11 protein-coding genes are annotated in these 11,937 nt (G+C 51.0%); all 11 read left to right on the plus strand.

Annotation, left to right across the window (positions count from 1 at the left end):
- Window positions 1-164 precede the first annotated feature (164 nt).
- Entirely contained in the window at window positions 165-2,816 is a 2,652-nt protein-coding gene (gyrA, locus tag CWE12_RS01520) for a DNA topoisomerase (ATP-hydrolyzing) subunit A (RefSeq protein WP_126787818.1), read from the plus strand.
- Window positions 2,782-3,885 (plus strand): 3-phosphoserine/phosphohydroxythreonine transaminase, encoded by a 1,104-nt coding sequence (serC, locus tag CWE12_RS01525; protein ID WP_420836623.1) that lies wholly within the window; start codon window positions 2,782-2,784, stop codon window positions 3,883-3,885. Before gyrA ends, serC begins: the two co-directional genes overlap by 35 nt.
- Window positions 3,886-3,938: 53 nt before the next feature.
- Complete coding sequence (hisC, locus tag CWE12_RS01530; protein WP_126787822.1) at window positions 3,939-5,048, plus strand: histidinol-phosphate transaminase; 1,110 nt, start codon at window positions 3,939-3,941, stop codon at window positions 5,046-5,048.
- The gene (gene aroA, locus CWE12_RS01535; RefSeq protein ID WP_126787824.1) at window positions 5,045-6,334 is read left to right on the plus strand and encodes a 3-phosphoshikimate 1-carboxyvinyltransferase; all 1,290 of its coding nucleotides are present in this window, start codon (window positions 5,045-5,047) and stop codon (window positions 6,332-6,334) included. Before hisC ends, aroA begins: the two co-directional genes overlap by 4 nt.
- A gap of 110 nt (window positions 6,335-6,444) precedes the next feature.
- Complete coding sequence (cmk, locus tag CWE12_RS01540; protein ID WP_126787826.1) at window positions 6,445-7,131, plus strand: (d)CMP kinase; 687 nt, start codon at window positions 6,445-6,447, stop codon at window positions 7,129-7,131.
- Window positions 7,132-7,261: 130 nt separating this feature from the next.
- The gene (rpsA, locus tag CWE12_RS01545; protein ID WP_126787827.1) at window positions 7,262-8,935 is read left to right on the plus strand and encodes a 30S ribosomal protein S1; all 1,674 of its coding nucleotides are present in this window, start codon (window positions 7,262-7,264) and stop codon (window positions 8,933-8,935) included.
- Window positions 8,936-8,985: 50 nt separating this feature from the next.
- Window positions 8,986-9,276, plus strand: a complete 291-nt coding sequence (gene ihfB / locus CWE12_RS01550) for an integration host factor subunit beta (protein WP_126787829.1) — start codon at window positions 8,986-8,988, stop codon at window positions 9,274-9,276.
- A gap of 80 nt (window positions 9,277-9,356) precedes the next feature.
- Entirely contained in the window at window positions 9,357-9,611 is a 255-nt protein-coding gene (locus CWE12_RS01555; RefSeq protein WP_126787831.1) for a LapA family protein, read from the plus strand.
- Window positions 9,612-9,618: 7 nt separating this feature from the next.
- Window positions 9,619-10,776: a lipopolysaccharide assembly protein LapB gene (gene lapB, locus CWE12_RS01560; protein WP_126787832.1), complete on the plus strand. Its 1,158-nt coding sequence runs from the start codon at window positions 9,619-9,621 to the stop codon at window positions 10,774-10,776.
- 15 nt (window positions 10,777-10,791) lie between these two features.
- Window positions 10,792-11,484, plus strand: coding sequence for an orotidine-5'-phosphate decarboxylase (pyrF, locus tag CWE12_RS01565; protein ID WP_126787834.1), 693 nt, complete (start codon window positions 10,792-10,794; stop codon window positions 11,482-11,484).
- 105 nt (window positions 11,485-11,589) lie between these two features.
- Window positions 11,590-11,898, plus strand: coding sequence for a ComEA family DNA-binding protein (locus tag CWE12_RS01570; protein WP_126787836.1), 309 nt, complete (start codon window positions 11,590-11,592; stop codon window positions 11,896-11,898).
- Window positions 11,899-11,937 lie beyond the last annotated feature (39 nt).

Consider the following 11,937-nt stretch of genomic DNA (forward strand, 5'->3'; position numbering starts at 1 on the left):
TCAGGGTTTGATACTAGCTTTGTGACTACTCAAGGTAATCAGGCTATGGTATGCTCACTCGATTAAAACGAGCGTGCATGCGTGGCTTAACCAACTATTCTGGTGCGGTCGTGCAATGTCGATTAGAAGCAAACAAACAACGCTAATTTGTAGGGAATTTCTGTATGAGCGATCATGCCCAGGAAGTGGTTCCGGTCAATATTGAAGACGAACTGAAGAATTCATACCTGGATTACGCAATGAGCGTAATCATAGGCCGCGCGCTACCGGATGTACGCGATGGTCTGAAACCAGTACACCGTCGCGTACTCTTTGCGATGAGCGTGCTCGGCAACGATTACAACAAACCCTATAAAAAATCGGCTCGTGTAGTCGGTGACGTGATTGGTAAGTATCACCCACATGGTGATACCGCTGCCTATGACACCATTGTTCGGATGGCACAGCCTTTTTCCTTGCGTTACATGCTGGCTGACGGACAAGGTAACTTTGGTTCAGTCGACGGTGACAGTGCTGCGGCCATGCGTTACACCGAAGTACGGATGTCAAAAATTGCCCATCAGTTATTAGCGGATCTGGATAAAGAGACCGTTGATTTTGTGCCGAACTATGATGGCACTGAGCAAATTCCTGATGTCATGCCAACGCGAATTCCAAACCTGCTGGCCAACGGTTCGTCTGGTATTGCCGTGGGCATGGCCACCAATATTCCGCCACACAACCTGAACGAAGTCGTCAATGGTTGTCTGGCGATGATTAAAAACCCGGATATCAGCTTTGAAGAGCTGATGGAATACATTCCAGGGCCAGACTTCCCGACGGCGGGTATCATTTCAGGCCGCCAGGGCATTATCGATGCGTACCGCACCGGTCGCGGCAAAATTTATATTCGTGCCCGCGCCGAAGTGATTGTTGAAGACAATGGCCGTGACACCATTATTGTTCACGAATTGCCGTATCAGGTGAACAAAGCCCGACTGATTGAAAAAATAGCCGACCTGGTGAAAGAAAAACGCCTTGAGGGTATCAGCGGACTGCGCGATGAGTCTGATAAAGACGGACTGCGTGTCGTGATCGAAATGAAACGCGGCGAGTCCGGCGAAGTCATGCTTAACCATTTGTATCGCAATACCCAAATGCAGGTGGTATTCGGTATCAATATGGTCGCGCTGGATAAAGGGCAGCCGAAACTGTTCGCGCTGCGTGAAATGATCGAAGCCTTTATTCTGCACCGTCGCGAAGTGGTTACCCGCCGTACCGTCTATGAATTACGTAAAGCACGTGAACGCGCGCATATCCTTGAAGGTCTTGCCATCGCGCTGGCCAACATTGAAGAAATTATTGAGCTGATTAAAGGCTCATCGTCCCCAGCAGAAGCAAAAGCAGCCCTGGTTGCACGTGGCTGGAGCCTCGGTGATGTCGCCATTATGCTTGAGCGTGCCGGTGTTGACGCTGCACGGCCAGATTGGCTGGAAGACGGTTTTGGTGTTATTGATAGTATCTACCACCTGACTGAAAACCAGGCTCAGGCAATCCTTGAACTGCGCTTGCACAAGCTGACCGGCCTTGAGCACGAGAAGATCCTGGGTGAATACAAAGAACTGCTTGAGCGCATCGCCGAGTACCTGCACATTTTGTCCAGTGCAGAGCGCTTAATGGAAGTGATTGAAGAAGAGTTAGAACAGGTTAAAGCGGAATTTGGTGACGAGCGTCGCACTGAACTGAGTGCAGCCGCCCATGATATTAACCTGGAAGATTTGATCGAGCAGGAAGACGTGGTTGTGACGCTGTCGCATCAGGGCTACGTGAAGTACCAGCCGCTGACCGAGTACGAAGCGCAGAAACGTGGTGGTAAAGGCAAAGCCGCGACGAAGATGAAAGACGAAGACTTCATCGAGCGTCTGCTGGTGGCCAATACCCATGACACCGTGCTTTGTTTCTCGACCCGTGGACGGGTTTACTGGATCAAAACCTATCAGTTGCCGTTGGCAAGTCGCGCCTCGCGCGGCAAGCCGATTGTTAACTTACTGCCGTTGGAAAATGACGAGCGGATCACGGCTATTCTGCCGATTGGCAATTTTGATGAAGACAAGTTTGTGTTCATGGCAACCCGCAACGGTACTGTCAAGAAAACCCCATTGGTCGACTACTCACGTCCACGTGCCAGCGGCATTATCGCGCTGAACTTGGCCGATAACGACGAATTGATTGGCGTTGATATCACCGATGGTCAACAGGATATTCTGTTGTTCTCGGACGCAGGTAAGGTGGTTCGCTTTAAAGAAGAACAGGTTCGCTCGATGGGCCGTACCGCCACCGGCGTACGTGGTATTCGTCTGACCGACGAGCAAAAAGTTGTGTCATTGATTGTACCGCGCAGTGTGGAAGGGACCGAGAACGAAGGCGCTGTGCTGACCGTGACCGAAAATGGCTTTGGTAAACGCACCATGTTGAGTGAGTACCCAGCGAAAAGCCGGGCCACCATGGGGGTTGTCTCGATTAAAGTCAGTGAGCGTAATGGTGCGGTAGTCGGTGCGTTGGAAGTGGTTCCGGGTGAGCAGATGATGATCATCAGTAACCGCGGTACGCTGGTTCGTACCCGTGTTGACGAGGTCTCACTGGTGGGCCGTAACACCCAGGGCGTGACGTTGATCCGTACTGCCAGTGACGAGTTTGTAGTTGGCTTGCAGCGCATTGCAGACAGCGATGAAGCCGAAGCGGAAGCTGGCGTGGAAATCGAAGGTGAGGTTGCCCAGCAGGGTGACACGCCAGCCGCAGACGATGCGACAGAGACAGGTGGCGATGACAATTCATAACTTTTCTGCAGGGCCGGCGATGTTGCCGGCCGCTGTGCTGAAAAAGGCACAGGCTGAATTACTTGATTGGCAGGGCCGTGGCGTGTCGGTGATGGAAGTTAGTCACCGTTCGCCGGAATACGTTGCGATGGCAGAAGAAGCGGAGCAGAACCTGCGTGATCTGATGGCCATTCCGGACAATTATGCGGTGTTATTTATGCATGGTGGCGGGCGTAACCATTTCTCAGCGGTACCGCAGAATATTGCCAGTGCGGATGCCACTGTCGATTACGTCACCACTGGCAGTTGGTCACAGATTGCGTTTGACGAAGCGAAGAAGTATGTCGGCAAGGTCAATCTGGCAGCCAGCGCTGAAGATACAGCCCAAGGTAAAGCCATTCCGCAGTTCGAAAACTGGCAGTTAAGTGACGGCGCCGCCTACTTGCACTATTGCCCGAATGAGACCGTCGATGGGATTGCCTTGCATGAGATCCCGAATAGTAAAGCACCACTGGTGGCTGACATGTCATCGGTGATCCTTGCAGAGCCGCTCGATGTGAGTAAATTCGGTGTGATTTACGCCGGCGCGCAAAAGAATATCGGACCGTCAGGCTTTTCGGTGGTTATTATTCGCAAAGACCTGCTTGAAACCCGGCAAAACCGTGTCTGCACAGTAATGAATTATCAGGTGCAGGACCCAGAACGTTCAATGTACAACACCCCCAACACCTGGGCCTGGTATCTGTCTGGTGAAGTATTTAAGTGGCTTAAAGCAGAAGGTGGCGTCGCCGCTATGGGTGAGCGCAACCATGCCAAGGCTCGCTTGTTATACGAGTGCATTGATAATAATCCGTTTTATCAGAATCAGGTCCACCCGCGTAACCGCTCAATCATGAATGTGCCTTTTCAGCTGGCTAAGCCTGAGCTTGACGCTACTTTCTTAAAAGAAGCGGCGGAGGAAGGTCTGGTGGCGTTGAAGGGACATCGTTTTGTCGGTGGCATGCGAGCCAGCATGTACAATGCGATGCCGTACGAAGGTACCCGGGCGCTGGTCGATTTTATGACCCGCTTTGCTCAGCGAAACCGCTGATAACGAACAATAAAAATTACTTTAAAACACCAACAAGTAGGATAACAAGATCAATGACTACTAGCTTTAACCCTGCAGAGTTGGCCTTACCAGGCATACGCGAACTACAGCCGTATCAGGCCGGTAAGCCAATTGAAGAGCTCGAGCGTGAACTAGGTATCAAAGATATTGTGAAACTAGCGTCCAATGAAAACCCGTTAGGGGTAAGCCCGGCTGTTCAGGCAGCGCTAACCACCGCCATTAGTGGTCTGGCCCGTTACCCGGACGCCAACGGCTTTTATCTGAAAGACGCCTTAGCGACTAAATTTACGGTTGATATCAACCAGGTTACGCTGGGCAACGGCTCCAACGACGTGTTGGAATTACTGGCCCGGACCTTCGTTCAGCCTCAGCATGAAGTAATCTTTTCGCAGCACGCGTTTGTGGTGTACCCCCTGGTAACTAAGGCCATAGGCGCTACGCCGGTGCAGGTCAAAGCGAAAGACTATGGCCATGATCTGGATGCAATGGCAGCCGCTGTTACTGATAAAACCCGGATGATTTTCATCGCCAACCCGAACAACCCGACCGGAACCTTCCTGCAGAAACAGGACATCGAAGCGTTTTTACAGAAAGTACCGGCGCATGTTTTGGTGGTGCTGGACGAAGCCTACTATGAGTATGTGCCAGAGCATGAACGCGCGCCGTCGATGCAGTGGATTGACCGTTTTCCGAACCTGGTAGTCTGCCGCACCTTTTCAAAAGCCTATGGGCTTGCTGGTTTGCGTGCTGGTTTTGCGGTGTCACATGCTGCAGTAGCAGACCTGATGAACCGTATCCGTCAGCCATTTAATATGAATCAGCTGGCACTAACGGCAGCCCTTGCAGCGCTGACCGATGAGCATTTTTTAGCGGAATCTATCGACGTCAATCAGGCCGGTATGACGCAGCTGATTGATTTTTGCGACCAGCATGGCCTTAACTATATTCCGTCGCATGGTAATTTCCTCACCATCGAAGTAGGGCCGAACGCAGCGGATATCTATCAGAAGCTGTTGCTGGCTGGTGTCATTGTACGCCCAGTGGGCGGCTATGAGCTGCCAAATCATCTGCGTGTGAGCATCGGCCTGGCTGATGAAAATGACGCGTTTTGCAAAGCAATGGAGTCTATTCTTAGCGAATGAACACCCTAAAACTGGATCCGCAACGGTTAGCCAGTGGCAAAGTCCGCTTACCAGGCTCGAAGAGCATGGCTAACCGTGCCTTATTATTGTCCGCATTAGCCAGTGGTACGACGCGTTTGCGTAATATGCTGGATAGTGATGACACGCGCTACATGCGTAGGGCGCTGATTCAGTTAGGTGTCGGCTTGCGCGAGCAGACGCTGGATGGTGAGCTGGTTATTGAGGTCGATGGCCTTGGCCGGTTGTTCCAATGCTCAGAGTCGCAACAACTCCATCTGGGGAACGCAGGAACCGCGATGCGGCCGCTGGCGGCCGCACTCGCATTCAGTCAGGGTGACTATGTTCTGACTGGTGATAAGCGCATGTTTGAGCGGCCAATCGGGCCGCTGATTGAAGCCCTGACTGCAATGGGTGCTGATATAGAGTACCAGCAGAACGAAGGCTACCCGCCGTTGTTGGTCCATGGCCAGGCGTTTAGCGGCGGCAGTGTCTGCATTGACGGTAGCCTTTCCAGCCAGTTTATTACTGCGTTGTTAATGGTATTGCCGTTTAATCAAGTAGCGACACATGTCACCCTGACCGGAGAGTTAGTGTCGCTGCCGTATATTGAACTGACCCTTGCTATGATGGAACGCTTTGGGGTGGTGGTCGAGCGCATATCAGACCGCGAGTTCATGGTACCTGCCACCGGCGGCTACCAGTCGTCCGGTGAGTTTCTTATCGAAGGGGACGCCTCCAGCGCATCTTATTTTCTTGCCGCAGCAGCGATCGCAGGCGGCACCGTGCGGGTCGAAGGCACTGGTCAGAAAAGTCTGCAGGGTGATATAGCCTTTGCCAGCGTGCTCCAGCAAATGGGCGCAAAGGTGACCTGGGGTGACGACTTTATTGAAGTTGAGAAAGGCCGGCTGGAAGGCGGTCAGTTTGATCTCAATGCCATTCCCGATGCGGCAATGACCATAGCAACCACCGCGCTTTTTGCTGCGGGGGCAACCGAAATACGCAATGTCTACAACTGGCGCCTGAAAGAAACCGACCGTCTTGCCGCGATGGCCACTGAATTGCGCAAAACAGGCGCTGAGGTGGAAGAGGGCGAAGACTATTTACGCATTGTCCCACCCACCACTATTAAGCATGCTCAGATAGCAACCTATGACGATCATCGCATGGCAATGTGCTTTGCATTGCTTGCCTTTGCGCCGGCAGGCGTTGAAATTGAAGACCCTGCCTGCTGTGCAAAAACCTATCCCGACTTTTTTCAAGACTTCGCGAAAATCTGTCATCTCTAGCTGCCAACATGGCTTTTTCGGCCAAAGTCCGTATAATTACGCCGCCTGATTCATGCACTGGTGAAGTTCCCGGTGCGTGACTACATGTTCCAAATACGTAAGAGGAAGTTATGTCAGCGAACCCACCTGTAATTACCATTGACGGTCCAAGTGGCTCCGGGAAGGGCACTATCAGTCGTATGCTGGCAGATAAACTGGGGTGGTACCTGCTTGACAGTGGAGCCATTTATCGAGTGTTAGCCGTGGCCTCACTGCATCATAATTTTGGTCCTCAGGATGAAGAAAGCCTGGTCGCACTGGCGACCGATCTGGATGTTAAGTTCATTGCTAATGACGAAACCGGCCTGACCCATGTGATACTGGAAGGTGAGGACGTCACCATGGCCATCCGGACGCAGGAAGTGGCTAATCAGGCGTCAAAAATTGCGGCGTTACCACGGGTGCGCGAAGCCTTGCTTAGGCGCCAACGTGCGTTTCGTGAAATGCCCGGCCTGGTCGCAGACGGTCGCGATATGGGCACCGTGGTTTTCCCTGATGCCGAAGCGAAAATATTTTTAACGGCGAGCGCCGAGGAACGTGCCCGGCGACGTTTTAATCAATTGCAAGAAAAAGGCATGGATGCTAATATGGACGCACTCGTCACAGAAATTCGTGAGCGTGACGAACGGGATATGAATCGCTCCGCGGCACCATTAAAGCCAGCGGAGGGTTCGCTTATGTTGGATTCGACAGCGATGTCAATCGATAAAGTCTTGGACGAAGTGCTGCAGTACGCACATCACAAGCTTTCAGCATAAGCCGGTACATGTTCTGAAACCTGTGTAAGCAGGTTTTCACGGTCAGCGCCAGGAGGGTGCTGATAATCATTCACAACCCCATTCGACAGTGACGTCAATGGATGTAACCTAACCTAAAGTATCTAATCATATGACCGAAAATTTTGCCCAGCTTTTTGAAGAAAGCTTACAAGAAGTCGAAACACGTCCTGGTGCCATCATTAAAGGCACTATCGTTGCCATTCAGAAAGACCTTATTTTGGTTGACGCAGGTCTTAAATCTGAAAGTGCTATCCCAGCTGAACAGTTCCTGAACGCCGAAGGCGAGCTGGAAATCGAAGTTGGTGATGTAGTTGATGTAGCATTGGACGCGGTAGAAGACGGCTTCGGCGAAACCATCCTGTCTCGTGAGAAAGCGAAGCGCTATGAAGCTTGGCTGCAGCTTGAGAAAGCCTACGAGAACGAAGAAACTGTTATCGGTGTTATCAACGGTAAAGTTAAAGGCGGTTTCACTGTTGAACTGAACGGTGTTCGCGCATTCTTACCAGGTTCTTTGGTTGACGTACGTCCAGTACGCGACACGGCACACCTGGAAGGTAAAGATTTAGAATTCAAAGTGATCAAGCTGGATCAGAAGCGCAACAACGTTGTTGTGTCTCGCCGTGCTGTTATCGAGAAAGAGAACAGTGCAGAGCGTGAAGAGCTGCTTGAGAACCTGCAGGAAGGCCAGGAAGTTACTGGTATCGTTAAGAACCTGACTGACTACGGCGCGTTCGTAGATTTAGGCGGTGTTGACGGTCTTCTGCATATCACTGACATGGCCTGGAAGCGCGTTAAGCATCCAAGCGAGATCGTAAATGTCGGTGATGAAATTAACTGTAAAGTATTGAAGTTTGACCGTGAGCGTACTCGCGTATCACTGGGTCTGAAGCAACTGGGTGAAGATCCGTGGAGCGATATCGCTACTCGTTACCCAGAAGGTGCTCGCCTGACTGGTCGCGTAACTAACCTGACTGACTACGGCTGCTTCGTTGAAATCGAAGAAGGCGTTGAAGGCCTGGTTCACGTGTCTGAAATGGATTGGACCAACAAAAACGTTCACCCATCTAAGGTTGTAAACCTGGATGACAGCGTTGAAGTAATGGTTCTTGAAATTGACGAAGAGCGTCGTCGTATTTCTCTGGGTCTGAAACAGTGCAAGCCTAACCCTTGGGAAGAGTTTGCGAAGACCTACCAGAAAGGTGACAAAGTTAGCGGTAAGATCAAATCTATCACTGACTTCGGTATCTTCATTGGTCTTGAAGGCGGTATCGACGGTCTGGTTCACTTGTCTGACATTTCCTGGAATGCAAACGGCGAAGAAGCTGTTCGTGAGTACAAGAAAAGTGAAGAAGTGGAAGCCGTGGTACTCCAGGTTGACGCAGAACGTGAGCGTATCTCATTGGGCGTGAAGCAAATTTCTGAAGATCCAGTTAACAACTATCTGACAGCTACCAAGAAGGGTGCTATTGTTACTGGTACTATCACAGAAGTTGACGCTAAAGGTGCAACTGTAGAGTTGACTGAAGGCGTTGAAGGTTACATCCGTGTAGCAGACATTTCGCGTGACCGTATTGAAGATGCATCAGACGTGCTGAAAGCTGGCGAATCTGTTGAAGCACGCTTCATGGGCGTTGACCGTAAGAACCGTGTTCTTAGCTTGTCTATCAAAGCGAAAGACGAAGCTGAAGAGAAAGTTGCGGTTGAGTCGGTTAACAACCAACAGGACGACAAAGCATTCGGTAACGCAATGGCTGAAGCGTTCAAAGCGGCAAAAGAAGACTAAGCTTCTTTTGAAAGGCGATGTGGCTGCGCGCGAGTTGAAAAGGATCAGGTATGACTAAATCAGAGTTGATCGAACAACTGGCAGATAAGCAGCCGCATTTAAGCCCCAGAGACGTGGAACGCTCGGTTAAAGAGGTGCTTGAGTCATTGATTCATGCACTCTCTAACGGAGACCGGGTCGAAGTTCGCGGCTTTGGGAGCTTTTCATTGCATTACCGCGAGCCCCGCATGGGGCGTAACCCGAAAACGGGCGATAAAGTGCAGTTGGACGGTAAGTACGTTCCACACTTTAAGCCAGGTAAAGCGTTACGGGATCGTGTGAATGCGGTGCACGCTGGCTAAACGTAGGTTTGTGAAAAAGGCATGCTATAATGGCATGCCTTTTTTTTAACATGTACTGATTAACTTGCGAAGGAAAGCCTATGTGGCGAGCGCTTTTTGTTCTCTTACCCTTGGCGGTGTTATTTATTTTTGCACTGGTGTTTGGTGCCCATAATAAAGTAGTGGTTCCTGTTAATTTTATTGTTGCTCAAAAAGAGATGACCGTAGCCAGTTTATTGGCGTTGTTCCTTGCCGTCGGTTTTGTCTTTGGTGCATTGAGTCTGTCGCTAAGTTATTGGCGGGAAAAGCTGAAGAACCGTCGCTTGCGCAAAGAACTTAATAAACGTAAGCACTGAGAGTCCTATGCTTGAGCTGTTGTTTTTGCTGCTACCAATTGCTGCTGCCTATGGCTGGTTCATGGGCCGCAATAGTGTTCGCGCTGAGCAGCGTAAAGAGCAGGAACAGTTTTCACAGAAATATGTTACCGGTATCAACCTGTTGCTCTCTGATCAGAGCGACAAAGCGGTTGACCTTTTCGTCGATATACTCGATGTCGACAGTGAAACCCTTGATACGCATTGGGCCCTGGGCAAGCTATTTCGCCGCCGTGGCGAAGTCGAGCGAGCCATCCGTATCCACCAGAACCTGATATCACGGCCATCACTGGCCGACCACGACAGGCATCAGGCGTTGTTCGAATTGGGCGAAGACTATTTATCTGCCGGTTTATATGACCGGGCAGAGAATATGTTTAGTGACCTGCAAAACCAACCCCGTTTTCGTGAACCCAGCTTATATAATTTAATCGCCATCTACGAGTCAACGCACGAGTGGCATAAGGCGATTAAAGTTGCTCTGAAAATTTCCCGCACCGACAAAAGCGTTGAACCTACGGTGGCTCAGTTTTACTGCGAGCTCGCCGACTTGCAGGAAGATGCTGAGACCTCCTTAAAATATTATGAAAAAGCGCTTAAACATGACCGCAGTTGCGTGCGTGCGGCTCTTGCACTTGGCCGCTGGTGGTTAGGCCAGGCCCGTTATAAAAAGGCGCTGGGCTATTTAACCCTGGTTAAAGATCAGGACATCGACTTTGTCAGCGAAGCGCTGCCGTTAATTCGGGATGCCTACCATGCCATGGGCGATACGCAAAGTTTCGCGGCATACTTACATGAGTGCCTGCAGATCTATCCCTCGGCCAGCGTGGTGAACATGCTAGCCGATTTAATTGCAGAGCAAAATCACGTCGAAGAAGCGGAGAATTTTCTCACGCAGGCGTTGGCTGAGAACCCAACGGCGAAAGGGTTTCATAAGTTGATTCAGTTGCATGTTCGCGAAGCAGAGCAGGGCAGAGCCAGAGAAAGCCTGGTGATGTTACAGAAAATGGTTGCTGAACGGTTGAAACTGAACGCGAAGTATCATTGCCGTCATTGTGGCTTTGCGACCCAGACATTGTACTGGCATTGCCCTTCCTGCAAGGCCTGGGCAGCAATTAAGCCGAGTAAAGGGCTGGATGGTGAATAAAGGAGCTGGAACTGAATGAACAAAGTGATTGTGGCGCTGGACTATGCGCAAGCGGATGAAGCGCTGACCTTCGTTAAAACCCTGGATAGTTCGCTATGCCGGGTCAAGGTAGGCAAAGAACTTTTTACCAGCGCAGGGCCGGCGCTGGTCGATGAACTCCATCGGCTGGGATTTGAAGTGTTTCTTGATCTCAAATTCCACGACATCCCAGCCACGGTGGCGAAAGCTGTCGCTGCGGCAGCACAACTTGGTGTGTGGATGGTCAATGTTCACGCCAGTGGCGGCGAAGAGATGATGAAAGCCGCGGCGTCTGCATTGCAACCGTTTGCCGGCAGCGCGCCCAAGCTGATTGCAGTGACGGTCCTTACCAGTATGTCGGAAAAGGAGCTGCACCAACTGGGTGTGCAACGATCGCTGCGGGAGCATGTTAGTGCGCTGGCTAAATTAAGCAAAGACTGTGGCCTTGATGGCGTCGTATGCTCGGCACAGGAAGCGGCAGATCTTCGGCGCGAACTGGGTAGTGACTTTCTGTTAGTGACCCCGGGGATACGCCCTCAGGGTAGTCAGGCGGATGATCAAAAGCGGGTGATGACACCTAAACAGGCTATCGACGCCGGTGTCAGTTACCTGGTGATGGGCCGCCCGATACGTCATGCTGATGACCCGGTTGCGGCTCTGCATGCAGTCAATCAGAGCATTGCGGGTTAACTCAAAGATGTCAGTTATTGCTGAAAGATAATTCAGCGTAGCAAAGCAGGTATACACTAAGAAGGCTGCAATGGATGCAGCCTTTTTGTTTATAAGGACGATGCTATGTTATATAAAACGCTGATGTTTGCTTCTCTGTTAACTCCAATGGCCTTTACCGCACCCGCTCTGGCTGAGCCGTGGCAACCTGCTCAAGCACAGGCAGAAGCAGCACAACAGGCTAAGGTTAATATCAATCATGCGTCTGCTGAGCAACTTGCTCAGGCATTACGCGGGGTGGGTATGGCCAGAGCCCAGGCGATCATTGAATTACGTGAGCGTCTGGGCGGCTTCACCGAAATCGAGCAGCTGTTACAGGTGAAAGGCCTGGGAATTCGAACACTGGAAAACAATAAAGATAAAATTGAGCTGTGATCTGCTGGCACAAAAAAGCCAGGCGATGGCCTGGCTTTT

The sequence above is a fragment of the Aliidiomarina sedimenti genome, assembly GCF_003986955.1.
GTDB lineage: Bacteria > Pseudomonadota > Gammaproteobacteria > Enterobacterales > Alteromonadaceae > Aliidiomarina > Aliidiomarina sedimenti.